General features: G+C 60.6%; 28 protein-coding genes. 11 read left to right on the forward strand and 17 right to left on the reverse strand.

The features are described from left to right. On the forward strand, positions 1–217 hold a 217-nt coding region (locus G5380_RS19870), incomplete at its 5' end, for a hypothetical protein (RefSeq protein WP_421210203.1). A 146-nt stretch (positions 218–363) separates the two neighbouring features. After that, positions 364–903: a gamma carbonic anhydrase family protein gene (locus G5380_RS19875; protein ID WP_421210204.1), complete on the forward strand. Its 540-nt coding sequence runs from the start codon at positions 364–366 to the stop codon at positions 901–903. Positions 904–991: 88 nt separating this feature from the next. Here the strand turns inward: G5380_RS19875 and polA are convergent, their stop codons facing one another. Then, a complete protein-coding gene (gene polA / locus G5380_RS19880; protein WP_421353060.1) occupies positions 992–3,757 on the reverse strand; it encodes a DNA polymerase I in 2,766 nt (921 codons plus the stop codon). 400 nt (positions 3,758–4,157) lie between these two features. Between polA and elbB the strand changes: the two genes are divergently transcribed. Beyond that, positions 4,158–4,808 carry an isoprenoid biosynthesis glyoxalase ElbB gene (gene elbB / locus G5380_RS19885; RefSeq protein WP_421353061.1) on the forward strand — a complete coding sequence of 217 codons (651 nt, stop codon included), beginning with the start codon at positions 4,158–4,160 and terminating at the stop codon, positions 4,806–4,808. A gap of 72 nt (positions 4,809–4,880) precedes the next feature. On the opposite strand, the gene G5380_RS19890 is transcribed toward elbB, so the two are convergent. The 4 genes from G5380_RS19890 to G5380_RS19905 all read right to left on the reverse strand — a co-directional run bounded on the left by G5380_RS19890 (position 4,881) and on the right by G5380_RS19905 (position 8,337). Continuing rightward, positions 4,881–5,090, reverse strand: a complete 210-nt coding sequence (locus G5380_RS19890; RefSeq protein WP_005339554.1) for a cell division protein ZapB — start codon at positions 5,088–5,090, stop codon at positions 4,881–4,883. A 246-nt stretch (positions 5,091–5,336) separates the two neighbouring features. Next, positions 5,337–6,617, reverse strand: coding sequence for a hypothetical protein (locus G5380_RS19895; RefSeq protein ID WP_421207252.1), 1,281 nt, complete (start codon positions 6,615–6,617; stop codon positions 5,337–5,339). Positions 6,618–6,637: 20 nt separating this feature from the next. Then, positions 6,638–7,417: a serine O-acetyltransferase gene (cysE, locus tag G5380_RS19900; RefSeq protein WP_005339552.1), complete on the reverse strand. Its 780-nt coding sequence runs from the start codon at positions 7,415–7,417 to the stop codon at positions 6,638–6,640. Positions 7,418–7,425: 8 nt separating this feature from the next. Further along, positions 7,426–8,337, reverse strand: coding sequence for a cation diffusion facilitator family transporter (locus tag G5380_RS19905; protein ID WP_216952360.1), 912 nt, complete (start codon positions 8,335–8,337; stop codon positions 7,426–7,428). Between the two features lie 85 nt (positions 8,338–8,422). On the opposite strand from G5380_RS19905, the gene G5380_RS19910 reads away from it, so the two are divergent. The 3 genes from G5380_RS19910 to trmL all read left to right on the forward strand — a co-directional run bounded on the left by G5380_RS19910 (position 8,423) and on the right by trmL (position 11,009). Further along, a complete protein-coding gene (locus G5380_RS19910) occupies positions 8,423–9,118 on the forward strand; it encodes a response regulator (RefSeq protein WP_216952361.1) in 696 nt (231 codons plus the stop codon). Then, positions 9,100–10,470, forward strand: a complete 1,371-nt coding sequence (locus G5380_RS19915; protein WP_410170594.1) for an ATP-binding protein — start codon at positions 9,100–9,102, stop codon at positions 10,468–10,470. The genes G5380_RS19910 and G5380_RS19915 overlap by 19 nt, the downstream gene beginning before the upstream one ends. A gap of 74 nt (positions 10,471–10,544) precedes the next feature. Continuing rightward, on the forward strand, positions 10,545–11,009 hold the full coding sequence (gene trmL / locus G5380_RS19920) for a tRNA (uridine(34)/cytosine(34)/5-carboxymethylaminomethyluridine(34)-2'-O)-methyltransferase TrmL (RefSeq protein ID WP_421353062.1): 465 nt from the start codon (positions 10,545–10,547) through the stop codon (positions 11,007–11,009). A gap of 13 nt (positions 11,010–11,022) precedes the next feature. Here trmL and dinF read toward each other — a convergent pair whose 3' ends face one another. From dinF to lexA, 4 genes are all read right to left on the reverse strand, one after another. Then, complete coding sequence (dinF, locus tag G5380_RS19925) at positions 11,023–12,384, reverse strand: MATE family efflux transporter DinF (RefSeq protein ID WP_421353063.1); 1,362 nt, start codon at positions 12,382–12,384, stop codon at positions 11,023–11,025. A gap of 2 nt (positions 12,385–12,386) precedes the next feature. After that, positions 12,387–13,013 (reverse strand): SCO family protein, encoded by a 627-nt coding sequence (locus G5380_RS19930; RefSeq protein WP_421353064.1) that lies wholly within the window; start codon positions 13,011–13,013, stop codon positions 12,387–12,389. 230 nt (positions 13,014–13,243) lie between these two features. Further along, on the reverse strand, positions 13,244–13,438 hold the full coding sequence (locus G5380_RS19935) for a hypothetical protein (protein ID WP_421353065.1): 195 nt from the start codon (positions 13,436–13,438) through the stop codon (positions 13,244–13,246). Positions 13,439–13,921: 483 nt separating this feature from the next. After that, a complete protein-coding gene (lexA, locus tag G5380_RS19940) occupies positions 13,922–14,545 on the reverse strand; it encodes a transcriptional repressor LexA (protein WP_005339540.1) in 624 nt (207 codons plus the stop codon). A 204-nt stretch (positions 14,546–14,749) separates the two neighbouring features. Between lexA and plsB the strand changes: the two genes are divergently transcribed. After that, positions 14,750–17,173: a glycerol-3-phosphate 1-O-acyltransferase PlsB gene (plsB, locus tag G5380_RS19945; protein ID WP_019446525.1), complete on the forward strand. Its 2,424-nt coding sequence runs from the start codon at positions 14,750–14,752 to the stop codon at positions 17,171–17,173. 69 nt (positions 17,174–17,242) lie between these two features. Here plsB and ubiA read toward each other — a convergent pair whose 3' ends face one another. After that, positions 17,243–18,112: a 4-hydroxybenzoate octaprenyltransferase gene (gene ubiA / locus G5380_RS19950; protein ID WP_421353066.1), complete on the reverse strand. Its 870-nt coding sequence runs from the start codon at positions 18,110–18,112 to the stop codon at positions 17,243–17,245. Then, on the reverse strand, positions 18,109–18,645 hold the full coding sequence (locus tag G5380_RS19955) for a chorismate--pyruvate lyase family protein (protein ID WP_120415859.1): 537 nt from the start codon (positions 18,643–18,645) through the stop codon (positions 18,109–18,111). The genes ubiA and G5380_RS19955 overlap by 4 nt, the downstream gene beginning before the upstream one ends. A gap of 145 nt (positions 18,646–18,790) precedes the next feature. Between G5380_RS19955 and G5380_RS19960 the strand changes: the two genes are divergently transcribed. Together G5380_RS19960 and G5380_RS19965 are read left to right on the forward strand one after the other, a co-directional pair. After that, a complete protein-coding gene (locus tag G5380_RS19960; RefSeq protein WP_216952370.1) occupies positions 18,791–19,231 on the forward strand; it encodes a flagellar basal body-associated FliL family protein in 441 nt (146 codons plus the stop codon). 112 nt (positions 19,232–19,343) lie between these two features. Beyond that, on the forward strand, positions 19,344–19,508 hold the full coding sequence (locus tag G5380_RS19965) for a hypothetical protein (protein ID WP_216952372.1): 165 nt from the start codon (positions 19,344–19,346) through the stop codon (positions 19,506–19,508). Positions 19,509–19,526: 18 nt separating this feature from the next. On the opposite strand, the gene G5380_RS19970 is transcribed toward G5380_RS19965, so the two are convergent. The 5 genes from G5380_RS19970 to waaF all read right to left on the reverse strand — a co-directional run bounded on the left by G5380_RS19970 (position 19,527) and on the right by waaF (position 23,586). Next, on the reverse strand, positions 19,527–19,859 hold the full coding sequence (locus G5380_RS19970; RefSeq protein ID WP_216952374.1) for a DUF2799 domain-containing protein: 333 nt from the start codon (positions 19,857–19,859) through the stop codon (positions 19,527–19,529). Between the two features lie 137 nt (positions 19,860–19,996). After that, a complete protein-coding gene (locus G5380_RS19975; protein WP_216952376.1) occupies positions 19,997–20,134 on the reverse strand; it encodes a hypothetical protein in 138 nt (45 codons plus the stop codon). Between the two features lie 74 nt (positions 20,135–20,208). Continuing rightward, positions 20,209–21,189 (reverse strand): MDR family oxidoreductase, encoded by a 981-nt coding sequence (locus G5380_RS19980; RefSeq protein WP_421353067.1) that lies wholly within the window; start codon positions 21,187–21,189, stop codon positions 20,209–20,211. Positions 21,190–21,284: 95 nt separating this feature from the next. After that, complete coding sequence (gene waaA, locus G5380_RS19985; RefSeq protein WP_421353068.1) at positions 21,285–22,550, reverse strand: lipid IV(A) 3-deoxy-D-manno-octulosonic acid transferase; 1,266 nt, start codon at positions 22,548–22,550, stop codon at positions 21,285–21,287. 1 nt (position 22,551) lies between these two features. Then, complete coding sequence (gene waaF / locus G5380_RS19990) at positions 22,552–23,586, reverse strand: lipopolysaccharide heptosyltransferase II (RefSeq protein WP_104016839.1); 1,035 nt, start codon at positions 23,584–23,586, stop codon at positions 22,552–22,554. A gap of 276 nt (positions 23,587–23,862) precedes the next feature. On the opposite strand from waaF, the gene G5380_RS19995 reads away from it, so the two are divergent. After that, on the forward strand, positions 23,863–24,639 hold the full coding sequence (locus G5380_RS19995; RefSeq protein WP_040069408.1) for a glycosyltransferase family 2 protein: 777 nt from the start codon (positions 23,863–23,865) through the stop codon (positions 24,637–24,639). A gap of 51 nt (positions 24,640–24,690) precedes the next feature. Here G5380_RS19995 and G5380_RS20000 read toward each other — a convergent pair whose 3' ends face one another. Next, positions 24,691–25,728, reverse strand: coding sequence for a glycosyltransferase family 9 protein (locus G5380_RS20000; protein WP_213388211.1), 1,038 nt, complete (start codon positions 25,726–25,728; stop codon positions 24,691–24,693). Between the two features lie 134 nt (positions 25,729–25,862). On the opposite strand from G5380_RS20000, the gene coaD reads away from it, so the two are divergent. Further along, positions 25,863–26,345 (forward strand): pantetheine-phosphate adenylyltransferase, encoded by a 483-nt coding sequence (gene coaD, locus G5380_RS20005; RefSeq protein ID WP_040069411.1) that lies wholly within the window; start codon positions 25,863–25,865, stop codon positions 26,343–26,345. Positions 26,346–26,401: the final 56 nt, after the last annotated feature.

Raw genomic sequence — 26,401 nt, forward strand, 5'->3', positions numbered from 1 at the left:
TCAAAAATTGTTTTTGATGCTCGATGCTGTGAGTGCCCACACAGATTGCTTGATTCAAATTGTTAAAGAGCGACGCAGCTTTTGCTGCTGCGGGAGTGGCATTCTACTCAACCGCCTTCTCGAGTCAAGCCTTATTTGCAAAGGCTTTTCGAGGTTATCGACTCGGCTGTTTGCGTTGCCGCTTGCCGTGTCGATGGAGGCGCATTATAGGGAGTGAATTCGTTCTGGCAACCCCTCTCCTGCAATAAAATTGCAAAAAACTGCTCTTTTTTAGTTATTCATCTCCAACCACAGCTTTTATACAAACTTATCCACAGAAACCGCCTTCAGATTGTTAGAATGGCCGAAAACAAGGAGGCCAAGATGGACTTGCGACTGAGACCCTACAAAGGAAAACGCCCACAACTGGGCAAGCGAGTATATGTAGACCCCTGCGCCACCCTGGTGGGCGATATCGAGCTGGGTGACGATGCCAGCATCTGGCCCATGGTGGCGGCACGGGGGGATGTGAACCATATCCGTATCGGCGCCCGCAGCAATATTCAGGACGGCACCGTACTGCACCTGACTCGCAAGAGCGCCAGCAATACGACCGGCTATCCACTGCTGATCGGTGAAGATGTCACTGTGGGTCACAAGGCGATGCTGCACGGCTGCACCATCGGCAACCGGGTGCTGGTCGGTATGGGTGCCATTCTGCTTGATGGCGTCGTGGTTGAAGATGATGTGATGATCGGCGCAGGTTCACTGGTGCCACCGGGCAAGCGACTCGAATCGGGCTTTCTATATATAGGGAATCCCGTCAAACAGGCTCGTCCGCTCAAACCCGCCGAGGTCGCCTTCCTCAAGACCTCGGCCGACAACTATGTCCTGCTCAAGGATGAGTATCTGCAAGAAACCTGATAGGGCTGGCAAAAGCAGGAAGCCCGGCATAATGCCGGGCTTCGCTTCTTATATAGCTATATAACCGTGCAAAACGGCTGACCGAAGATCAGTGGGCCTGATCCCAGTTGTCACCGGTGCCCACCTCCACCACCAGCGGCACATCCAGTTCGGCTGCGGCAGACATCTTCTCCTTGATGATGGCGATGTAATCCTCCAGCTTCTCTTCGCAGATCTCGAACACCAGTTCATCGTGTACCTGCATCAGCATGCGGATCGACTCATCTTCAATCCCGCGGATCCAGCCATCCACGTTGATCATGGCACGCTTGATGATGTCGGCGGCCGTACCCTGCATAGGGGCATTGATGGCGGCCCGTTCGGCGGCCTTGCGCAGACCGGCGTTGCGGGACTTGATATCCGGCAGATAGAGGCGACGACCAAACAGGGTCTCGACATATCCCTGGGCTTCCGCCTGCAGGCGGGTGCGCTCCATATACTCCAGCACGCCCGGGTAGCGTTCGAAGTAGAGGTCCATGTACTTCTGCGCTTCGGCACGACCGATCCCCAGCTGCTTGGCCAAACCGAAGGCACTCATGCCGTAGATAAGGCCAAAGTTGATCGCCTTGGCGCTGCGGCGCATGTCGCTGGTCACCGCATCAAGCTCTACGCCAAACACCTCGGCGGCGGTCGCCTTGTGGATGTCCTTGCCCTCGGCAAAGGCGGTCAGCAGCCCCTTGTCACCGGAAAGGTGCGCCATGATACGCAGCTCGATCTGGGAGTAGTCCGCCGCCACCAGCTTGTAACCGGCGCTCGGAATAAAGGCCTGACGGATCCGGCGCCCTTGCTCATTGCGCACCGGGATGTTCTGCAGGTTGGGATCAGACGATGACAAACGGCCCGTAGCCGCTACCGCCTGATGATAGGAGGTGTGTACCCGCCCGGTCTGCGGCTTGATCATCAGCGGCAACTTGTCGGTGTAGGTGGACTTGAGCTTGGCCAGACCGCGATGTTCCATCAGCAGTTGCGGCAGCTCGTAGGTCTCCGCCAGCTCGGCCAGCACCTCTTCTGCGGTGGACGGTGCACCCTTCGGCGTCTTTTTGATGATCGGCAGGCCCAGCTTGGTGAAAAGGATCTCCCCCAACTGCTTGGGCGAGGAGAGGTTGAACTCCTGTCCGGCCAGCTCATGAGCCTGCTTCTCCAGCTCCGCCAACCGCAGCTCTATCTCCTGACTCTGCTGGTGCAGCAACTTGGGATCGATGGTGGTGCCGAGCAACTCCATCCGCGCCAATACCGGCAGCAGCGGCAGCTCGATCTCACTGAATACCTTGGCGAGACCCGGCACGGCCTCCAGCTGACCCCACAGGGTCTGGTGCAGACGCAGGGTGATGTCGGCATCTTCCGCCGCATAGGGGGCCGCCTGCTCTAGCTCGATCTGGTTGAAGGTGAGCTGTTTCACCCCTTTGCCTGCGATATCTTCAAACGAGATGGTCTCGACTCCGAGATAACGCTTGGCCAGCGAATCCATGTCGTGACGGCTGGCGGTAGAGTTGAGCACATAGGACTCGAGCATGGTGTCGTAGGCAATGCCCTGCAGGTCGATGTCGTGGTTGAGCAGCACGTTGCGATCGTACTTGAGGTTCTGCCCCACCTTGAGACGGGTCGGATCTTCCAGCAGCGGCTTGAGCTTGCCCAGCACCACGGCCTCGCTCAGCTGTACCGGGGCCCCCAGATAGTCGTGGCCAAACGGCACATAAGCAGCCTTGCCCGGCTCAACCGCGAAGGAGACGCCAACAATCCGTGCCTCCATATAGTCGAGACTGGTGGTTTCGGTATCGAAGGCAAACAGCGGTGCCGATTTCAACTGTTCCAGCCAGCCGTCAAACTCGGCTTCGTCCAGAATGCAGCGGTAGTCGGTTTCGATGGCGGCAACCGGAGCAGCGCTCTCATCGCCAGCCTCGTCTTGTCCGGCGCTCTCGCTGCCCTCTTCACCACCGGACTCCAGCTCCTTGATCAGGTTGCGCAGCTCGTATTCGCGATAGACCGCCAGCAGGGACTCCTTGTCGACAGGCTTGAGCAACAGCTCTTCCAGACTCTGTTCCAGTTCGACGTCAGTCTTGATGGTCGCCAGTCGATAGGAGAGACGAACCTGCTCCTCCTGCTCGCGGAACTTGTCGGCGAACGCCTTGGAGCCACGGAAGCCGAGCGCAGCTACCTTGTCGAGGTTGGCGGCAATCTCGTCGATGCTGCCGATCCCCTGCAGCAGGGCAAGTGCAGTCTTTTCACCAACGCCGGTCATGCCGGGAATGTTGTCGACCTTGTCCCCCATCAGGGCCAGATAGTCGATGATGAGCTCGGGCGGTACGCCGAACTTCTCGATCACCCCTTCCCGATCGGTCTTCACATCTTTCATGGTGTCGATCAGGGTGACATGGTCGGAGACCAGCTGCGCCATGTCCTTGTCACCTGTGCTGATCAGCACCGGCAGCTGCTTCTCGGTCGCCTGACGGGCCAGGGTGCCGATCACGTCGTCGGCCTCCACCCCTTCCACCATCAGGAAGGGGAAGCCCATCGCCTTGATCATCTGGTGGATCGGGGCGACCTGGCTACGCAGATCGTCCGGCATGCTGGCGCGGGTCGCCTTGTACTCGGGATAGATGTCGTCGCGGAAGGTCTTGCCCTTGGCATCAAACACCACGGCCACATGACAGTCAGGATATTGCTTGCGCAGGCTGCGCATCATGTTGGCCATGACACGGACGGCGCCGCTCGGCAAACCGGTCGATGTGCGCAGATCGGCCTGCTGGGAGGCGAAGAAGGCGCGGTAAAGATAAGAGGAGCCGTCGACCAGAATAAGGGGATTGCTAGGGGCCATGAAATCGTCCTGCCAGAGATAAACAGCCGCTAGGATGCCACAGGGCCCCCCTCACACCAAGGGGCGCAGCAACAGCACACAGCGCCTGATAAAGGAACTCAGTCTGTGGATAACTCTGTGTTCAAAAATGGGGCGCATCAGGACGCACAGTGATAAAACTGTGCATAAGAATATAAAAACTCATTAAAAACAATGCATTGAGATCGTAAAAACCGATCGTGAGACAGTTAGAATGATCTCGATCAATGTGGAAAAAGATTTAAGGGAGTAGGTACGGCAGGATCCAAAACGAAACAATCCTAGCACAGCAAGATGACTTGACCAGCGGAGGGCGAGCGATAACCATACAAAAGTACAACAATCCATCCTGGCTCACATTTTCAACAACGAGGAGTTTGCCATGAAAAAAGTGGCCGTGATTTTGAGTGGCTGCGGTGTCTTTGACGGGGCCGAAATCCATGAGGCCGTCATCAGCCTGCTGGCGCTGGCCCGTCAGGGAGCCGCCGTCCAGTGCTTCGCCCCGAACGTGGCGCAGCTCCATGTCATCAACCACCTGACCGGTGAAGTGAGCGAGGGAGAGAGCCGCAATGTGCTGGTCGAAGCGGCCCGCATCTGCCGTGGCCAGATAAAGGATGTGGCCGAGCTGGATGCGGCCGATTACGACGCGCTGCTGGTGCCCGGCGGCTTTGGCGCTGCCAAGAACCTGTGCGACTTCGCTATCAAGGGGGCCGAGTGCCAGATCCAGCCCGATGTGCTGAAAGCGTGCCAGAGCTTTGCCAACGCCAACAAACCGGCCGCCTATATCTGCATCGCGCCCGCCATGATCCCGCTGATCTATGGTGCCGGGACGCTGGCGACCATCGGCCATGACGAGACTACCGCCAACGCCATCGAGGCGATGGGCGGCAGCCATCTCAACTGCCCGGTCAACGAGTTCGTAGTGGATCAGGAGCGCAAGGTGATCTCCACCCCCGCCTACATGTTGGCCAGCAACATAGTGGAAGCTGCAGACGGCATCGAGAAGACAGTCAAGCAGCTGCTGACGCTGTAATCCCCGCCCTGCCAAAAACAGACGGGCCGCTCATGTAGCGGCCCGTTTTCAATTCTGCCTGAAGGCGATGAATTAGATGGTTTCGCCCATCTGATCCATCTTGCCCAGCAGAGCACGCAGACGCTCCTGCCATGCAGTGTGCTCGTTACGCAGCTGATGGTTCTCGTCTTGCAGCTTGCTGTTCTGTTCTTTCAGCTCGTCCAGCTCCATCTTCAGCAGGGAGATGTTGTCGACAGCGGATTGTACTTTAGATTCGAGTTGCTCAAGGACTTCTAGTGACATATGCATACCTGTTTGTTCAATTGCGATGCCCCACAGAGGGCGATTCAAGCGCGTGGAGCCAGCATACCCCGAGCCTATCGGCACAAACAAGCCAGTGCGCTGTAAAATGCGCCTTCCATAGATGTATTGTCTAAATATGCGTCTATTTTTCTCGCATCCTGCGCCCGAGCCGCGACAACACTCTAAACCGTACCTAAAAAGCGCCGCTACCAACGCATCATTGATGCCATCCTGATGGCACGGTCGCTATCCATGCAAGGCGATATAAGCCCCCAGCAACAGACAGGCGACCACATACATCAGCAGGCCGTAAAGCAGGTTCCAGCGCAGGATCAGCCCGGCACTGAGGTTGTAACGGGAGGCCAGCGCCAGATTGGATCCGGAGAGCGGACTGGTGCCGGTGGCAAGCCCCCATCCCAGCAGGAAACACATACCGAGCAGGCTGGGATCCGGCGCCAGCGGCCAGAGCAGTGGCGCCAGCCCGGAGATACTGATGAGCGGATGTACCCCGACGATGGCCACCAGCAGGATCAGCAGCAGAGTGAGGGATGCCTCCAGCCAGCCAAAGTGGTTGAACAGCGGCAGGCCGTGACCGGCACCGAAATCGATGACCGACAGCGCACTGTTGATGCCTGCCGCCAACAAACCGGCCCCCAGAAACAGCACCAGCTGACCGCCGATGGCGGGGAAACGCTCCACCACCTGCCGCTTGAGGGCCGCCTTGCGCCCGGCCCTCGGCATAAAGAGCAGCGCCAGCAGCGGGGCCACCAGTGCGATCACCGCCAGAATGCCGAGCTGGGGCCAGATCTGCTTGATGAGCAGTACCAGCAACGCCAGCGTGACCGGCAACCCCAGTGTCTGCAACCGCAGCGGATAACCGGCAAAGTCGGCCACTCCGATCCTCTCCACCTGCCAGGCAGTCAGCCCCATCGCCAGCAAGGCGGCGAGGATCCCGAGCGGCAGAATATGGGAGAGCTGCAAGCCCGGCGCATAGGTGAGCGCCACCGCCATGGCGACAAAGAAGGGTGACCAGAAGGCGGCGGCACAGAAAATCCGGCTCAGCACCATCACCTGACGCCGCTCCAGGGTGCCATTACGCTCCAGCCGATCGCCGATGATAAAGAGCACCGAGAGATTGATGACCGCCCCCAGCAGATTGAGGCTGGCCATGGTGCTCCACAGCCCCTTGCGCCCGGTCCAGGAGGTGGTGCCGGTCAGCAAGCCGGAAGTGGCAAGGTTGAGGGTGCTCACCGCGGCAAACATGGTGAGCATATTGATATTGGGCAGCAGCCAGTCACCGGCAATGAGGGTCGCGCCCTGCCACCAGGAGAAGATCAACAGCAGCAGGGCGGCACTATACAGGGCCAGCGCCTGCCGCCTGGCGGCCCCTACCAGCCAGGGCCAGGTGAGCAGTGACGCCCCCCAGGCTGCAATGGCCGCGGGCCAGGGGGAGAGACCCAGATAGAGATGAAGCAGGTTGAGCAGCCACATCCCCAAAATCAGATAACCCGACCAGCGTTTGGCCATCGACGCCTCCGGTCAGGAGATCAGAGACACTGATCCATATCCAGTGAAGGCTTGTCGCACTCCGGACGGCCGACGATCTTGGCGGGTACGCCAGCAACCGTGGTATGAGGTGGCACCGGGTTGATCACCACGCTGCCCGCGCCAATTTTGGCACCCACGCCCACTTCGATATTGCCGAGCACCTTGGCGCCCGCCCCTATCATCACCCCTTCGCGGATCTTGGGGTGGCGATCGCCGCTCTCCTTGCCGGTACCACCGAGGGTCACGCTCTGCAGGATGGAGACATCATCTTCAATCACCGCCGTCTCGCCCACCACTATGCCGGTGGCGTGGTCAAACATGATCCCCTTGCCGATGCGGGCAGCCGGGTGCACATCCACCCCGAACACCACCGAGATCTGGTTTTGCAGATAAAGGGCCAGCGAGCGGCGCCCCTGACGCCACAGCCAGTTGGCGACCCGATAGCCCTGCAGGGCATGGAACCCCTTGAGGTAAAGCAGCGGGGTGGAGAAGAGATCGACCGCAGGATCGCGCTCCTGCACGGCGCAGATGTCGGCCGCCACTACCGTCAGCAACTCGGGCTCGCTGCGCAGGGCCAGCTCGATCACCTCGCGCAGAGCGATGGCGGGCATGGTGGCGCTGTCGAGTTTGTTGGCCAGCTGGAAGCTGAGGGCCGAACGCAGATTCTTGTGATTTAGAATGGTGGAGTGGAAGAAGCTGGCCAGCATCGGCTCCTGGGCCGCCATGCACTCCGCTTCTTGCTGAATTTTGTGCCAGGTTTTGGCAACCAGTTCATCCATGTTGCAGCCTACTGTTGTTCTGGGTGAGGGCTCTGTTGTTCTTTTGTCAGCACCGAGATGGGGTCCATGTGGATGATGACATCCATCCGCTCGAATGCCTGGCGTACCGCCAGCTCGGCTTCATCGGCGATCTGATGGGCCTTGACCAGGGGGATCTGATCATCCAGTTCCAGATGCAACTGTACGAATCGGGTCGGCCCGGATTGACGGGTGCGCAGGTCATGTACGCCGTGTACACCTTCTACGGCACAGCAGAGCGCCATTATTCTCGCTTGTTCTTCCGCTGGCAACTGACGATCGAGCAGGGCCTGCACCGACTCGTAGCCGATATGTCCCGCCCCCCACAACAGGAACAACCCGATCAGGATGGCAAACAGGCCGTCAGCCCAGTACCACCCCTGCCCCGCCAGCACCAGCGCCAGCAAGACACCGGCGTTGAGCAGCAGATCGGAGCGGTAGTGCAACATGTCCGCCTTGATGGCCACGCTGTTGGTCTTGCGAATAACGAAACTCTGGAAACTGACCAGCAGAAGGGTCAGCACAATGGAACCGCCACTAACCCAGAGACCCGCCTCTAACCGTTCAATAGGTGCCTGTTTGAGCAGGGAGGAGATGCCGTGCATCACCAGCAGCAATGCGGAACCGGAGATAAAGGCCGACTGGATCAGCCCCGCCAGAGACTCCGCCTTGCCGTGACCGAAGCGGTGTTCATCATCGGCGGGGGCCAGCGCATAGCGAATGGCCAGCAGGTTGATGATGGAGGCACTCACATCCATAAAAGAGTCGGTGAGCGACGCCAGCAGGGTCGACGAGTCGGTCATCAGCCAGGCGATCAGTTTGCCGATGATGAGCAGGGTGGCAGTCGTGACGGCCGCCATGCTGGCAAAGGTAACCCAACGGGAATATTGTTGATGGCTCAAAACCGGCTTTCCTCTGGCGATGAAAAACTTATTATACCCTGACCCCGGCGTCAGTTTGGCGCGAAAATCTGCGGAATAACACCCGATGAACAGAATACTCCTGGTCGACGACGATCTTGAATTGACCCAGCTGCTCACCGAAATTCTGACCCTGGAAGGATTTCAGGTCACGGTCGCCGAGGATGGTGAAGAGGGGCTGCAACGGCTGGCGGAGCAGGGCTTCGATCTGGTGCTGCTGGACGTGATGATGCCCAAACTCAACGGCTTTGCCATGCTGACCAAGCTGCGCAAGACCCATGAAACCCCGGTGCTGATGTTGACCGCTCGTGGCGACAGCCAGGATCGGGTTAACGGTCTGGAAGCGGGTGCCGACGACTATCTGGCCAAGCCGTTCGACGATCGGGAGCTGCTGGCCCGGGTTCGCGCCATCCTGCGCCGTACCCAGAGTGCCCCGCCCCAGCGTGGCAGCTCCTCCGACGAAGTGCACTTCATGGATATCGTGCTGCAACCCGGCCTGCAGCAGGCCCGCTGCGGCGTACAACTGCTGGAGCTGACCGCCACCGAATTCGGGCTGCTGGAGTGCCTGCTGCGCAATCCCGGCCAGATTGTCAGCAAGAGCCACCTCTCCGAACAGGTGCTTGGCAAGAAGCTGGAGCCCTTCGATCGGGCCATCGACATGCACCTGAGCAACCTGCGCAAGAAGCTGCCGGACCGCAGTGATGGCCAGCCCCGCTTCAAAACCGTACGGGGGCGCGGTTACCTGTGGCTAGAGCAAGAATAAAGAGTACCAGCTCCCTCAACGGCATATCGACCCACATCTTCCTCTGGTTCTGGTTCATGCTGCTGGTGATGCTGGCCGCCGTGATCAGCCTGCCCACTCTGGATCCTCGCAACCAGATCCCGCTGCCGACCCATGAGGCGGTGCGAATGCAGAAAAATGTGCAGGCCCTGCTCAACGCTGCCGATCCGAATCAGGATTTCGATCTGGCCAAAACGATGGACAAGATCGCCATGCTCCCGGTGGACAATGTCTACCTGCGCGACGAGAGGGGGCAGATCCAGTCCACCACCCATCCACGCAAGTTTGTGGTGCGCTTTATGGTGGACGCCGATGACCCGGCCAAACCCATGCTGGGCAACGAGGATCGCAAGGCGATCGCTGGTCCCTTCCTGATGGAGCACCGCGGCCATCGCTATCACGTCTATTTCGGCCTCAATGCCGAGAACCCCTACCTGTTCCTGTTCATACAGGTGCTGGATCACCCGATCCGCATTCTGGGCATCTCGATGCTGGTCAGCACCCCGCTCTGCCTGCTGCTCGCCTGGCGGCTGACCCGCCCCATCCTGCAGTTGCAGAAGTCGGTCTCCCAACTGGCGGCTGGCAATCTGGAGGTACAGATCCCCAACCTGGGACGGGGCGACGAGATCGGCCAGCTGGCGGATAACGTCAGCCGCATGGTGGAGACACTCAAGAGCATGATCCAGAAGCAGAAACAGCTGCTTTCCGATATCTCCCACGAGCTGCGCAGCCCCCTCACCCGGATGCAACTAGCGCAGGCGCTGATCCGCCGCAAGCAGGGTGACAGCGCCGAGCTGGCGCGGATCGAATCGGAGATCGGGCGGCTGGACAAGCTGATCGGCGATCTGCTGGATCTGTCGCGAGTGCAGCAGCATGTGGAGGCGCCGGTGGTACATCCGCTGGCCGACCTGCTGGAACCCATCCTCGAAGATGCCATGTTCGAAGCGAATCAGAGCGGCAAACAGCTCAGACTGCCGCCGCTGCCCGCAGAGTCGATCCAGATGTGGCCCGAGCTGCTGGCCCGGGCCGTGGAGAACCCCCTGCGCAACGCCCTCAAATATGCCCGCGAGTTCATCAAGGTGGACTGGTATCGGGAGGGACTGGAGTGGGTGATGACCATTCGGGATGACGGCCCCGGGGTGCCAGACGAGCAGCAGGCGCTGCTGTTCCAGCCCTTCTTCCGGGTCGATGACGCCCGCAACGCCAAGACTGGCGGCACCGGGCTGGGGCTGGCCATCGCCTCGGAGGCAATACAGCGCCACGGCGGCACCATTGCGGCCAGCAACAATCACCCCACCGGGCTGACCATCACCATCCGCTTGCCCATCGCCTGATCCTTTTCATCCGGACGGGCGCTGGGTATGCTGGCGCCCCTTCTTGGCTTTACACCTCTTTGCAGGAGCTCGTCATGCTCGATATCGTCCTCTACCAGCCGGAAATTCCGCCCAACACCGGCAATATCATCCGGCTTTGCGCCAATACCGGTTACCGGCTCCATCTGATCGAGCCGCTGGGATTTGAGTGGGATGACAAGCGGGTAAAACGGGCGGGACTCGACTATCACGAGTTTGCCGAGGTGAAGCGCTGGCCGAGCTATGAGGCCTTTCTGGCCGCCGTGGCGCCCAAGCGGGTGTTCGCCTGCACCACCAAGGGCCGCACCGCACACTCGGCGGCCCAGTATGCCCTTGGCGACGCCCTGCTGTTTGGCCCGGAGAGTCGCGGCCTGCCCACCGAGATCATCGAGAGTCTGCCGTTCGAGCAGCGGCTGCGCATCCCTATGGCGCCCCAGAGCCGCAGCATGAACCTCTCCAACGCGGTGTCTGTCTTTGTCTACGAGAGCTGGCGCCAGCTCGGCTACGACGGTGCCATGTAAGCGCCACCGATGATCAGTGGCGGGCGTTGAGCAGATGCCCGCTGCGCTCCAGCCGCCAGCAAGTGACCCCCAGCGACAGACCGCGCCCCACCATCAGCGCCGCCATCGCCGCCCATAACGCGGCCACGCCCCACGACTGACAGAGCCACCAAATCGGGAAGAAGCCGCCAAACGCGGCCAGCAACATGCTGTTGCGCATCTCCCGCGCCCGGGTCGCCCCGATGAACACGCCATCCAGCAGAAAGCACCAGACCGCCAGCAAGGGCATGGCGATCAGCCAGGGAAGCTGACGATGTGCCTCCGCCACCACGGCCGGAATGTCGGTGATATAGCCGATAAGGTGGGCACCAAAGAGGGCAAACACCAGGGTAAAACCACTGGCGATGAGGGCGGCCCAGCCTAGATTGAGCACGATGGCCTCCCGCAGTTTCTGCCGATCCTGCTGACCGATGGCTCGTCCTACCATGGCCTCCACCGCATAGGCAAAACCATCGAGTCCGTAGGAGATGAGCATCAGGAAGTTGAGCAGCACCGCATTGGCGGCCACCGCCACATCCCCCAGTCGTGCCCCTTGCAGAGTCATAAAGGCGAAGCAGAGCTGCAAACAGAGGGAGCGCAGGAAGATATCGCGGTTGAGACCGAGCAGCCGCACCATGGGCGCGAGCTGTCGCCAGCGCGGCCAGCCATCCTGCCACACCGTCGGTGCCAGTTGCCGCAGCTGACGGCGTACCAGCCAGATACCGACTGCCAGCGCGCAGTAGTCCGCCATGACCGAGGCCGCCGCCACACCCCGCACCTGCCAGCAGAGCCCCAGCACAAACAGAGCATCGAGCGCCATATTGACCAGATTGGTGAGGATCAACATCACCATGGGGCTGCGGGCATCCTGCATCCCCAACAGCCAGCCCATGATCACCAGATTGCAGAGCGCCGCCGGGGCACTCCAGATCCGTACCGCCACATATTGGCCCGCATAGAGCTGCACCTCGGGCGAGCCGCCACTCAGGGCGATCAGTCGTGGCAACAGGGGGAAGAGCAACAACAGTAGCGCCAGGCCAAGAGCAACGGCCAGCCCCAACCCGCGCAGCAGGGTATCAAGCTGGGCACGACCGTCGGCGGCGCCGTGCGCCTGCGCCGTCAGGCCGGTGGTCGACATCCGCAAAAAGCCGAGCAGCCAGAAGATGAGGTTGATCAGGGTCGCGCCGACCGAGACGCCCCCCAGAAACCAGGCCTGACCGAGATGACCGATCACCCAGGTGTCCACCAGCCCCAGCAAGGGGGTGGTGATATTGGAGAAAACCATGGGCAGGGCGAGCGCAAAGACGGCGCGGTGGCGAGAGGGATCTCGCCACCAGGGGGCAACAGCTGGGGTCACGCTCAGTTGCCTGTCAGCTTCAGGATACGGGAGAAGTCAGAGAGCATGGTTGCCATCTGCACCCGTGGTACCTGACCCGGCGCCACCTGTGGGCGGAATACCGCTTGCAGCTTGCCCTTGGGATTGATGAGCACGATGGAGGCGGAGTGATCGATCAGGTAATCCTTCTCCCCCTGATTGGCGATGGAGTAGATGAGCCCCAGATTGCGCACAAACGGGAACAGCTTGTCGTGGGGGGCAGTGGCCGCCTTGAATTCGGGATTGAAGAAGGCGGTATAGGTCTTGAGGCGTGGAATATCGTCACGCTGGGGATCCGCCGAGATAAACACCACCTGACTGTCGGGCGCCATCTTCTTCAGCTGGTCATAGACGGAGCGCATATCTGTCAGCGTGGTGGGGCAGATATCGGGGCAGAAGGTGTAACCGACAAACAGGAAGGTCCAGTGCCCCTTCAGGTTGGCAGGAGTGAACGGCTGGTTGTCCGCATCGGTAAAGGCGAAATCATTGATGTCCCGCCCCGCCGGATAATAATCGGCCTGTTCCGGCTGCTCTGGCTGCGTGGCGTAGAACACCAGGATCAGGCAGGCTGTCAGCAGCAGAAAGAGCAGGGGATAGCGGAGCTTCATCATAACAAGAGACCCTTTCAGTTCGAGGCAGATGGCCAGCAGTGACCGGACAAGAGGGGGCATTGTACCCCAGCGAGCCGCCAAGGTGGTTCAACCTTGTGCAACGCCCTGTCAGGAGTCGACCATTTGGCATAATTAATCGCCAATCTCAGCCATAAAAAAACCGGCCCCCTCGGGTGCCGGTTATGGGTGGATTTTTTTGTCTCTTCTGCTCAGGGGCGAGCGTTACGCCCCTACTGCAACATCTTGCCGATGGCCCGCACGCCGATGGGAATCACGGGGGCCAGCCAGCCCTCTTCCCCCTGGCGATCGCCGTGACCCCGTTTGAACAGCAATACCAGACGCACCACCTTCTCTTTCGGACATCCCAGCCAGAGCGTCCAGTGCGAACCACGATGGTGCAGCCAGAGACCGTAAAACCAGGTCATCCGGCTACCTTTGACGAAACGGGTGATTGACGATTCCGCTGGCGCAGCCCCAGCCTCTGAATCCCATGGCGATCTTGATGCCATACCAGTCCTCCTTGACCGACAGGTCATGTTGCTTCGTCGGCCTGAACTGGGAACAGGCCCGTCACGACTATCTGCAACCATTACAAGTGGTCCCCTTTGCCCGACAAGGCTCGGGATCTCCCCACTCCCCCTTCATATCCCGTGAAGGTGTACTGCCCGATTCTCGTTGTTACCGGCCCTCCCGTCCTGCGCATTGCGATGGTCAGAGGGAGGTGCCAAGGCCTGTCTCGGCGACAGGGCACTGATCTGAGCATATATCTGAAATGGATGATTGGTAGCCGGTCGCGCAGGACAAAAATGCCGCCGCCGATGATCTGTTTGATATGACAGGGAAAGTGCGCCAGAAACAGCACGGCCTCCCGAAGGAGGCCGTGTGGCAAACGCAGTTGGCGGGGATGATTACATCCAGTCAGCGTTGCGGATCACCCCGACCGCCAGCCCTTCGATGGTGAGCTGCTGGCAGGAGAGATCCACCTCGATGGGGGAGAGCTCTTCATTCTCCGGCAGCAGCCATACCTGACTGCCCTTGCGCTGGAAGCGCTTGACGGTGACATCCTCATCGAGACGGGCGACCACCACCTGACCGTTGCGCACTTCCTGGGTCTTGTGCACCGCCAGCAGATCGCCATCGAGAATGCCGATGTTCTTCATACTCATCCCCTGTACCCGCAGCAGAAAATCTGCGCGCGGATGGAACAGGGCGGGATCAACCTGATAGTGGCTCTCGATATGCTCCTGCGCCAGGATGGGTTCACCGGCAGCGACCTTGCCGATGAGCGGCAGGCCGCTCTCTTCCAGCACCTCTTCCTCTTCGAGCAACAGGCGAATGCCGCGGGACGTGCCCGGCATGATCTCGATGACCCCTTTTTTGGCCAGGGCCTTCAGATGTTCTTCGGCCGCATTGGCCGACTTGAAACCAAGCTTCTGGGCAATCTCGGCACGAGTCGGCGGCATACCGGTCTCGCTCATGTTCACCTTGATCAGCTCCAGCACTTCGGCCTGGCGGGGGGTAAGGGGTTTCATAGAATTGGCACCTGTCTTTTTATACAGCACACTGGCAGTATATACAGTGCTGTGGCCAAGGCAAGGCGCAGCTGACATTTGTCGCGACCAACCCCTCATTTACTACTGTTTTGATCCTGCGCAGCCGACTCATCGTACCTCTCGGCGACAAGGGGCCGCCGATTTGCTATGCTCACGCCGCATTTTTTTGGAGAGCAGACGCACATGTCCCTAGGACAGAAGATTTCCAGAGCCATCTTGCAATGGCCGGTCAGCGGCTTGGTCAATCACAAGAGCCTGCCGGAAAATCCCATCACAGAACTCAATCTGGATCCGGCCAGACCCATCGTCTATGCCCTGAAAACCAGTTCGATCACCGACCTGATGACCCTGCAGCAGTGCTGCGAGGATCTCGGTCTGCCCGGCCCCTTCACGCCGCTGGAGCTCAACGGCCAGCTGCTGCCGCGCTATGTCTGTCTGGATCGTCCGCCTCCCCTGTTTGGCAAACGCAGCAAACCGCTCCCCTTCCTGCAGGAGTTCCACCAGCTGCTGGATCTGCACAAGCAGGATCCCGAGCTGGATATCCAGGTGGTGCCCGTCACCCTGTTCTGGGGCCGCGCTCCGGGTCGAGAAGGGGAAGAAGCCTCCGGCCTCAACATCATCAGCAGCCTGGCGCCGAACCGGCTGAAGAAGGCACTTATCGTGATCCTCAAGGGTCGCGAAAATCTGGTGCGCTTCTCGCCGCCGCTCTCCCTGCGCTACATGGCCGACAAGCACGGCACCGACGAGGCCATCGCCCACAAGCTGGCACGAGTGGCCCGTACCCACTTCAGCCGCCAGCAGCTGGCCGCTACCGGCCCGAAACTGCCGAACCGCAACCTGCTGTTCAAGCAGTTGCTCGACTCCGCGGTGATCCAGCAGGCGATTGAAGAGGAGGCCCAGCGCGAGGGGATCAGCCTCGAGAAGGCGCAAAAGCGCGCCCATGGCTACATGGACGAGATCGCCTCCAACTTCTCCTACCGGTTGATCCGCCTGGGCGAGAGCTTCCTCGGCTGGCTGTGGAACAAGCTCTACCGCGGTTTGTCGGTCAATGGCGCCGAGAAGGTACGCCAGTTGGCGCAGGAAGGGCACGAGATCGTCTACGTTCCCTGCCACCGCAGCCACATGGACTACCTGCTGCTCTCCTACGTCATCTACCACCAGGGGATGGTGCCGCCCCATATCGCGGCAGGCATCAACCTCAACTTCTGGCCGGCGGGCCCGATTTTCCGCCACGGCGGCGCCTTCTTCATTCGCCGCACCTTCAAGGGCAACCCGCTCTACAGCACGGTATTCCGGGAATACCTCAACCTGCTGTTTGCCAAGGGTTACTCGGTAGAGTTCTTCACCGAAGGCGGTCGCTCCCGTACCGGCCGTCTGCTGCCGCCCAAGACCGGCATGCTGGCGATGACCCTGCAGGCGATGATGCGCGGGCTGGACAGGCCGGTCACTCTGGTGCCTGTCTATCTGGGCTACGAGCACGTGATGGAGGTGAACACCTACCACAACGAGCTCAAGGGGAGTCGCAAGGAGAAAGAGAGCTTCCTGCAGGTGCTCGGCATCCTGCGCAAGCTGCGCAACTACGGCCGTGGTTTCGTCAACTTCGGCGAGCCGCTGACTCTCAACAGCTACCTGAGCGAACACATCCCCGACTGGAAAAAGCACATCGGGGAAGAGGAGCGTCCGGAGTGGATGGCGGGCACCGTCAACAATCTGGCCGAACTGCTGATGACCCGCATCAACGGCGCTGCTGCGGTCAACGGCCTGACCCTGAGTGCGCTGGCGCTGCTGGCCGCCGAGCGCCACGCCCTGACCCGCGACGAGTTGCAGGCCCAGCTCAACACCTATCTGGATTTGCTCAAAGCGGTTCCTTACAGCCCGCAGAGCACCATTCCGGATGAAGATGCCAAGACCCTGCTGGATCAGGCGATGGAGCTCAACAAGTTCGAGGTGAGCGAGGACAAGCTGGGGCAGATCATCAGTCTCGACCGCTATCAGGCGATCCTGCTGACCTACTACCGCAACAACATCCTCCACTTGTTTGCCATGCCCTCTCTGGTGGCGGCACTGATCGAACGGTGCGAAGGGATCTCCCGCAGCGAGATCATGGCCCGTTGCATCGACATCTATCCGCTGCTAAAGACCGAGCTGTTCCTGCGTTATGAAGAGGAGGAGCTGCCAGCGCTGGTCGACAGCCTGCTCGACGCTCTGCAAACCCAGCAACTGATCGAGACCCGCGATGACGGCTACTGGGTCAATCCGGCCAACCAGATGCGCCTGCTGCTGCTGGCGGAGAGCATTCAGGAGACCCTGCAACGCTACGCCATCGTGCTGACCCGGGTGTTGGCCCAGCCCCATATCGAGGCGGAGCAGCTGGAGGCGGATGGACTGATGATGGCAGAGCGCCTCGGCACCCTGCACGGCATCAACGCCCCCGAGTTCTTCGACCAGAAGCTGTTCAGCACCCTGATCCACACCTTGCGCAAAGAGGGTTACCTCTCCCCCGAGTGCAAGCCGGACCTCGGCCGCTTCCAGGCGCTGGCTGACAATATAGTGCCGCTGCTGAGCAACAAGATCCGCCGCACCATTCAGGCAGGCAATCAGCTCTGATCTGCAACGCAAACAAAGAAGGCCGCATGATGCGGCCTTCATTTTTATCGGAGTCTGCGCGGGAACATGTCACGCCAGCAGGTAGTCGAGCACCAGACCGGCAAACACCAGCGCCCCCACATAGTTGTTGTTGAGAAACGCCTGGAAGCAGGCTTCTCGCTGCCGCTCACGAATAAGCCGCTGCTGATAGACAAACAGCACCGCCGCCCCCAGCAATCCCCAGTAATACCAGCCCCCCAGCGTCATCAGCTGCCCGACCGCCAACAGCAGCAGCAAAGTCGAGAGTTGCAATGCGCCGATGATCCGTTTGTCGTAACGACCAAACAGGATGGCGCTGGATTTGAGGCCGATCTTGAGGTCGTCATCCCGATCCACCATGGCGTACTGGGTGTCGTAAGCCACCGTCCAGAGCAGATTGGCAAAGAAGAGCAACCAGGCCACCAGCGGCAGGGCATCCGCCTGCGCCGCATAGGCCATCGGGATCGACCAGGAGAAGGCCATCCCGAGCACCAGCTGGGGATTGGAGATAAAGCGCTTCATGAAGGGGTAGCTCACCGCCAGCAGCAGGCCGACAAACGACAGACCGATGGTGAGCGGATTCATGGTCAGCACCAAACCAAACGAAATAAGCGCCAGCACGAAGAAGAGCGCCAACACCTCCCACGGCTTGACTCTGCCCGTGGGCAAGGGGCGACTGGCGGTGCGTTTGACGTGGCCGTCGAAGTTGCGATCCGCATAATCGTTGATCACGCACCCTGCCGAGCGCATCAGAAAGACGCCGACCACAAACACGGTCAGCACCCAGAGATTGGGCAGGCCACCAGCGGCCAGCCAGAGCGCCCACAGGGTTGGCCACAGCAGCAGCAGAGTGCCTATGGGTTTGTCGACGCGGGCCAACTGCATGTAGGCAAGTCCCCGCTCCTTGGTTAACAGATTCACTCCAGCTCCTTGTCACAGACGAGAGAGGGCAGAAATAGCTCGTGCACCAGCAGTGGCCACTGCCCCAGAAACAGACGGGAACGACGCCCCCAGACAGTAGCGGCCGGGCAACGGGGATTGGCGGCAATATCGAAACGGGCCAGCTGCAGGTGATCGCGGCGGGCAGGCTCATGGCCAAATACCCGCTCACCCAGCGGCTGCTCGCCAAGCTCGGCAATGCCACTCCCTTGCAGTGCGTCATCGGCAAACAGGGTCCAGCCCAGCACGGCGGGCCCACGATCCCCGTGCAGGATCACCTCGCGGCAGGTACCGGCCGGCGAGGCCGAATCCACCAGCCACTGCTCATCGGCAGTAAGGGCGACCGGGTGATTGCCCAGCCACTCCACCGAAAAGTGGCGATTGTGCTGACGCAGACGCCGGGTCATGGAGCCGGGCTCCAGCAGCCAGGGGCGCAAGCTGGCGGGCAATTCACAACATTCGGGAACCAGCCACCCGCTTAACGGCGTGAGGGGAACAGTCAACTCGGACTTCACAGCTTCACCATCCAGAGATTTCCGTGTTCAGGTTAAAATCCGGTTTATTATCCGTAAATCAATAGCGAAATGTAAGAACATCCGTGCTTGACGGCCCCGATGGCAACATCAAAAATGGGTTATCTCTTGCTGATGAGCCATCTATATGAAGATCTTCAAAATTCTGCTGGTGTTGTTACTGAGCTGTGGTGCGCTGCATGTACAAGCCTCATCCGAAGAAGAGCCGCCCGCAGAGGGAGAAGAAGCAGCCGCAGCCGCCAAGCCGGGCTTTTCCTACCACGCGCTCGACCCCGACATCATCACCAACTACCTGAGCAACGGCAAAACCCTCGGTTATGTCCGAGTCACGGTGGAGCTAATGGCGGAAAACGAAGCCGACCTCAAGCTGCTGGAGCAGCATGACCCGCTCATCCGAGATACCATCATTCGTTTGATGGGCAGCAAGAGCGCCGAGCAGATCAAATCCCTGGTCAGCCGTGAAGAGTTGCGCAAGGAGTGCGAAACCAAGGTCAACGAACTGCTGGTCAAAGAGACTGGCAAGAAAGCGGTGCGCGAGCTTATCTTCACCAAGTTCCTCTACCAGTAATCCCTCCCGAAACAATCGCTTATTGGCATAACGGCCAATAAGCGAGCTTTACCGATTCACTCGAAATGAAAATCGATTACAATACGGCCGTCGAGTCTTAGAGGTAGTCGTTATGGGCAGCAAGACCCTGTGTGAGTGGCGTCGCCACGAGATCCCCACTGATCTCAAAGCGTTGCGCAAAATTGTTCGCAAGCCGAAATTCGTCTGCGGCAAGTGCGCCCGCAGCGCCAATGACAAGGGTTACCTCTGCCTGCCACTCCGCTTGAAAGAGGAGTAACCCCTCACGGTCAGTGCACTATTGATCGGTCCAACCCTGTCGTCCCTGCTCGAACAATCTGCGCGCCTGGGTATCGTTCGGGCAGACACCGCGATACTCCTCGCCTGAGCGGCCAGCCAGATAGAGATGCTCGGGGCGGCAATACCATGCCAATCCCTTCTGATGTCCCTGCTTCCACAGTTCGGTATCCACCTTCTTGCCACACTGGCCCTGATGGAACTCAACCCGTTCGGTGGTGAAGCCCAGCTTGCCGTCAGCCTCCCCCACTTCGCTCCACACCTTCTCGCAAGGGTCATCGTTGGAGACACAGCCCCCCAGCAGGGCCGCCAGCAATATGATGGAAAGTCGCATAGTCATCCTTGAGTGTCGTTTGAGCTGTTCATTCTTGACCAGCCAGGGGATGACCACAAGCAACTTGCATCCCCCCTGTGAGCGCACCAAAAAAATCAGGCGGGCACAATGCCCGCCTGTTCATTCAATGCTATGGATCACGGGTTGTTGAAGGGGTCATCGAAGGGATCATCGTCCTGCCAGCCTTCTTCTTCCCACTGATCCAGCTCTTCTTCCCAGGAATCCGGCTCCCAATCATCATCAGAGGAGTCGTAATCCGGCTTGTGTCCACCCATCTTCACTCTCCTTGGATAGTTCACCCGCACTCCAATTTTATCCGGAATTGTCGGGCTCGCCAGTCAGAGGAAGTTCAAAGTTTGACCAAGGTGCGGCCGGCGATCTGGCCTTGCGTGATGGCCTCGGCGGCCTCCACTACCTGCTCCAGCCCAATCTCGGTGACCGCCTGTTCAAAGAAGCTGGCAGGCAGATCCCGTGCCAGTCGCTGCCACGCCAGTTGACGACGTTCAAACGGGCACATCACCGAATCGACCCCCTGCAACCGCACGTTGCGCAGGATAAAGGGCATCACACTGGTCGGCAGATCGAAACCGCCCGCCAGCCCACAAGCTGCCACAGCGCCGCCATAGTTCATCTGGGCCAGCAGCTTGGCCAGCACCTGACTGCCGACGGTATCGATGGCAGCGGCCCAAAGCTGCTTCTCCAGCGGTTTGGCAGGCACCTGCAGCTCGCTGCGCGGCACGATGCGGCTGGCACCCAGTGCGGTCAGCATGGCGCCCTGCTCTTCGGGACGACCGGTCAGCGCCGCCACCTGATAGCCAAGGGCCGCCAGCAGGGCGACCGAGGTGGCCCCCACACCGCCTGCCGCACCGGTGACCAGCACCTCGCCGCTTTTGGGAGTAATGCCCGCCTCTTCCAGCGCCAGCACGCAGAGCATGGCGGTGAGACCGGCGGTACCGATGCACATGGCCTGCCGTTCATCCAGCCCGGCGGGCAATGGCACCAGCCAGTCCCCCTTGACCCGCGCCTGTTCGGCCATACCGCCCCAATGCCCTTCGCCCACGCCCCAACCGGTCAGCACCACCTTGTCGCCGGGCTTATAGCGGCTGTCGGCAGACTCGAGCACGGTACCGGCGAAGTCGATACCGGGCACCAGCGGCCACTGACGCACAATCTTGCCCTTGCCGGTAATGGCCAGCCCGTCCTTGTAGTTGATGGAGCTGTAAACGACCGCTACCCGCACTTCACCTTCCGGCAACTGGCTCTCGGTCAGTCGGGTCAGGGTTGGAACAGTCTTGCCGTCTTGGTTTTCCAGTAACAGAGCCTTGAACATGGTTGCCTCTTTGATGGGGATTGAAACGGAACGGTTAGCTGCTTTGGCACTTTTGCAGTTGAAAATCCAGAGCCAGTGCGATGCTCGTCATGGGTTCAGTCGTTCTCCAGCGCAGTGAGGCAGTGCGAGAGGGTGCGGGCCAGCGCCCCCTGATTGCGCAGCACCACGGCGCGGGCCTGCTCGCCCATCTCGCGGCGGGCGCTCTCGTCGGCAAACAGCTGGCTCACCCGCTCGCCCAGCTCGGCGGCATCGGCCACGATGGCGGCGCCACCCTGAGCCACCAGCTGGCGGGTAATGTCGCTGAAGTTGAAATAGGCGGGCCCCGTCAGGCAGGGCTTGCCGAGGGCTGCCGGTTCCAGCAGGTTGTGACCGCCGATCTTCACCAGACTGCCGCCAACAAAGGCCACATCGGCCGCCGCCAGCATCAGCGGCAGCTCGCCCATGGTATCGCCGAGATAGACCTTATCCTCCGCACTCACCGCAGCACCATCAGTGCGACGCACGCAGCCATAAGGGGCACACAGTTCGGCCACCCGGTCGAACCGCTCGGGGTGGCGTGGCACCAGAATGAGCAGCGCGTCGGGATGGCGTTTGAGCAGCAGATCGAAGGCGGCCAGCACCTGCTCGTCCTCACCCTGATGGGTGCTGGCGGCGATCCAGACCGGCCGATCCGCCCCCAGCTGCTGGCGCAGGGCACGCCCCTTGGCCTGCACCTCGTCACCAAACTGGATATCGAACTTGATGGAGCCGGTCACCGCCAGCCGCGAACGCTCGATGCCGAGGCGGGCGAAGCGGTCTGCGTCATCCTGATGCTGACAGAGCAGATGGGTCAGCGGCCGGCTCAGGGCATCGAAGGCGCCGTGGAAGCGGGCATAACGCTGGCAGGAACGCTCGGAAAGACGGGCGTTGATGATGGTCACCGGCAGGTGGCGCGCCTCGCAGGCGGCCAGCCAGTTCGGCCACAACTCGGTCTCCATCACCCAGAGCGCGCGCGGCTTGAAGGTGTCGAGAAAGGCGGCAATGGCCCAGGGGTAGTCGAGCGGCGCGTAGCGATGGATCACCAGATCCCCCAGCTTGGCAGCCTGATCGGCGCCGGTGCGGGTGGTGGTGGTGAGCAGGATCGGCAGATCGGGCCGCTCCGCCTTGAGGGCACGAATGAGCGGCGTGATGGCCAGCGTCTCCCCCACGCTCACCGCATGGATCCAGAGCGGCGCCTCCTGTCCGGTGGCGGGCAGCCGCCCGAGATGCTCGGCCCAGCGCTTGCCAAAACCGGGCTTGCCTTTTTTCGGCTTGTAGAGGGCCAGCAGGGCCAGCGGCAATCCCAGATGGAACAGCAGGTTGTAGAGCAGACGGTAGGGCATCTTACTGACTCTGCTCCAGCTTCTTGCAGGCATCGACCACCTGCTCCGGCGCCAGGTCGATCAGGCACTTGAGATGGCCGAACTTGCAGGTGCGCTTGAAGCAGGGGCGGCACTCGATGTCGGTGTGAACGATCTCGACCCGATCTGCCAGCGGCGGGGTGTAGAGCGGCGAGGTGGAGCCATAGACGCCCACCAGCGGCCGGTTGAGGGCGGCGGCGATGTGCATCAGGCCGGAGTCGTTGGAGATGACCCGGCTGGCCAGCGCCATCAGATCGATCGCCTCGTGCAGGCTGGTCTTGCCCGCCAGCACGTGGCAGTTGGGGCGAGTCAGCAGATTGACCCGATCCCGGATGGTATTGGCCACCGGCACATCCTTGTTGGAACCGAAGATCCACACCTGCCATCCCTCGTCCAGATGCTGCTGGGCCACCACGGCATAGTGCCCTTCCGGCCAGCGCTTGGCCGGGCCGAACTCGGCACCGGGGCAGAGCACCAGCACCGGACGGGCGCGATCCAGTCCCAGCCGCTCCAGCGCCTTGCTCTGGTTGATCAAATCGACGTGGAGAGCCGGGTGCGGAATGGTCGGAATATCGGCCCGACTCTTCATCTGCGCTTTGGGATAAGCGAGCGCCAGATAGCCCTCCACCATCAGCGGGAAGGCGGACTTGTTGCTGCGCATATCGTTGAGCAAGCCGAAGCGGTGCTCCCCTTTCCAGCCGGTACGCACCGGAATGCGGGCAAACCAGGGGATCAGCGCCGATTTCATGGAGTTGGGCTGGACGATGGCCTGATCGTACTTCTCGGCCGCCAGTTGTTTGCCGAGGCGGCGGCGCGCCACCAGCTTGAAGTCACCGTGGCCGAGGGGCATGGTGATCGCCTTGTCCACCTCCGGCATCCGCTCCAGCAGGGCGCAGCACCAGGCGGGGGCCATCACGTGCAGTTCGCTCTCGGGATGGTTGGCCTTGATCGCCTTGTAGAGACTCTGGGACATCACCATATCGCCGACCCAGGAGGGGCCGATCACCAATATTTTCATCACGCGTCTTCTCTCGGGACTGGCCCGACTGTTAATCATCACTGGGCGAGATTATGCCCCAAGAATGACTGGATAAATAACAGAAGATCCTTGGCAGACGCTGCCGTCACCCCATTTTTCCAGCGGCGCCCATCTTCCAACCGGACGAGACGAGACAGGCAAACAGCTGATAGAAACGGGCAATGGCGGCTCTCTCTTTGACCCGTTTTTCCGTTAGAATGGCCCATCAATACGCATTCGACCCGCCAGCCGGGCAATAACCGTGAGCCCACATTCGTGAAAAAACCGACTCTGGCTGCCGTTCTGATCGTCAAGAATGAAGCCGACAACCTGCGCAAATGCCTCGCCTCCCTCGACGGTCTGGTGGACGAGATCGTCATTCTGGACTCCGGCAGTCAGGACGAGACCCCGGCCATTGCCGCCGAGTTTGGCGCCCGCTTCTTCGTCAACGCCAAGTGGCCGGGCTTTGGCAAACAGCGCCGGCTGGCCCAGTCCCACGTGCAATCCGACTGGGTACTGTGGCTGGATGCCGACGAGCGGCTCACCCCCGAGCTGAAAACCGCCATCGCCAACGTGATGGCCAATCCGGCCAGCGATACCATCTACTCGATCCCGCGCCTCTCCTGGGTCTTTGGCCGCTTTATCCGCCACAGTGGCTGGTATCCGGATCGGGTGCTGCGCCTCTACCCCAAGGCGCTCACCAGCTACAACGAGGCGCTGGTGCACGAGAAGGTGGAGGTGCGCGCCAACATGAAGATCGTCAACCTCTACGGCGACCTGCTCCACTTCACCTATCGGGATCTGGAGCACTATCTGGTCAAATCCGCCGGTTATGCCCGCGCCTGGGCCGATCAGCGCACCGCTCGCGGCAAGAAGGGCTCTCTCAGTCAGGGGCTGATCCACGCGGTAGGCTGCTTCCTCAAGATGTACCTGCTCAAAGCGGGCTTCCTCGATGGCAAGCAGGGGCTGCTGCTGGCGATCCTCTCCGCCCACTCCACCTTCGTCAAATACGCCGACCTCTGGGTGCGCCAGCAGCCGCAGCAGCCGGAATAACCGTCATACGAAACAGGGCACCACGGGGCCCTGTTTACATTGCTGCATACGTTATTTGCGCCAGAAAGGCGCCGCCCAGCGGGCCATCACCGGCACCATGGTCTTGGGATCGAGCTGGCTCATATCCTCAGGATGGTCGCTATCCTCCGGCGGGCTGAAGGCAAGGTGACGCCCTTCGCTGTTGAGGGGCTTCCAGCGCAGCGGAGTCGCGGAGCGGCGCATCGGGAAGAAACCGATAGTCGGCACATCGAGCGCACCGGCGATATGGAGCGGGCCGGTACTGCCAGCGATAAACAGGGCTGCGTTGGCCAGCACCTGACAGAACATCGGCAGACCATCGCTGGAGCGGTAGATCCAGCCATTGCCACCGTGGGCCAGCAACTCGGCCGCCAGCTGTTCGGCCATCTTCTCCTCGCCCGGGCCTGCGGTCAGCACACACTGCAGCTCGGGGCAGGCCTGATTGAGCTTGATGATGATGCGAGCATACTGCTCGATGGAGAGGTTGTTGGCCGAACCGCCGCTACCGGCATGTACCATCAGCCAGGGGCGACTGGTATCGAGCTTGAGCTTGAGCGCCAGCTGCTCGCGCACCTGCCGCAGAGTCTCCTCATCGAACTGCAGGAAGGGGGTCTTGGGCTCCACCACGGCCACCTGCTGATCGGCCAGGAAGCGGCGGATCAGCTCCAGATTGTACTCGGACTCCGGCTTCTGGGAACGGGAGCGACGCTGCACCAGTCGCTGGTTGTAGAGCACCTGCGCCAGCTTGGTCGCCGGCGCCAGCCGATAAGGGATGTGTGCCTTCCACACCAGCATGGCGTTGCGGGAGTTGGAGAAGAGGCAGATGGACGCGTCGAACGCCGCCGCCTTGATCCGCGCCAGCAGCGCTCGCTGTTGCTCCTTGTCGGCCCGCACGCCCGGATCGATGATCACCTCGTCAATCCAGGGGCAGAGCCGGGCCAGCGGGGCCGTGTAGGCCGGAACCAGGGCAGTCACATGACACTCCATGGAGCCTTTGAGCATGGCGAAACTCGGCCACGCCAGCATGAAGTCACCAATCTTGTCATTGCGAACGACCAGAATACGTTTCATAAAAAATCCCTTTGCTCCCTGTCACCAATGCAGGGAGGCTTGATGCGCGATGGCGTATTCTTGCCTGATGCACTGCTATTCTCAAGCGACGACCTTATAATGCGACCAAATTTCCAGGTTGCAGGACCGCAAAGATGACTACCAGGGTGATCTATCCCGGGACGTTTGATCCCGTTACCAATGGCCACGCCGATCTCATCGGCCGCGCCGCCAAGCTGTTTGACGAGGTGGTGGTCGGTGTCGCCAACAGCCCGAGCAAGCGACCTCTGTTCGATCTGGCAGAACGTGTCCAGCTTGTCCAGCAAGTGACCAGCACGCTTCCCAACGTCAAGGTGGTGGGCTTCTCCGGTCTGCTGGTCGATTTCGCCAAAGAGCATCAGGCCAACGTGCTGATCCGCGGCCTGCGCGCCGTCTCCGACTTCGAGTACGAGTTTCAGCTGGCCAATATGAACCGCCGCCTGATGCCTGAGCTGGAAAGCGTCTTCCTCACCCCGGCCGAGGAGAACTCCTTTATCTCCTCCACTCTGGTGAAAGAGGTGGCGCTGCACGGTGGCGACATCCGCCAGTTTGTCGACCCCGTGGTGGCCCAAGCCATCGCCGCCAAACAGAAAGGGTGATTCCCTTCCACACTGGCCATTCCCGACGGCAACAACGAACAAGGGCTACCCACGGG

The organism is Aeromonas sp. 604443 (assembly GCF_049170315.1).
GTDB classification, from domain to species: domain Bacteria; phylum Pseudomonadota; class Gammaproteobacteria; order Enterobacterales; family Aeromonadaceae; genus Aeromonas; species Aeromonas veronii_A.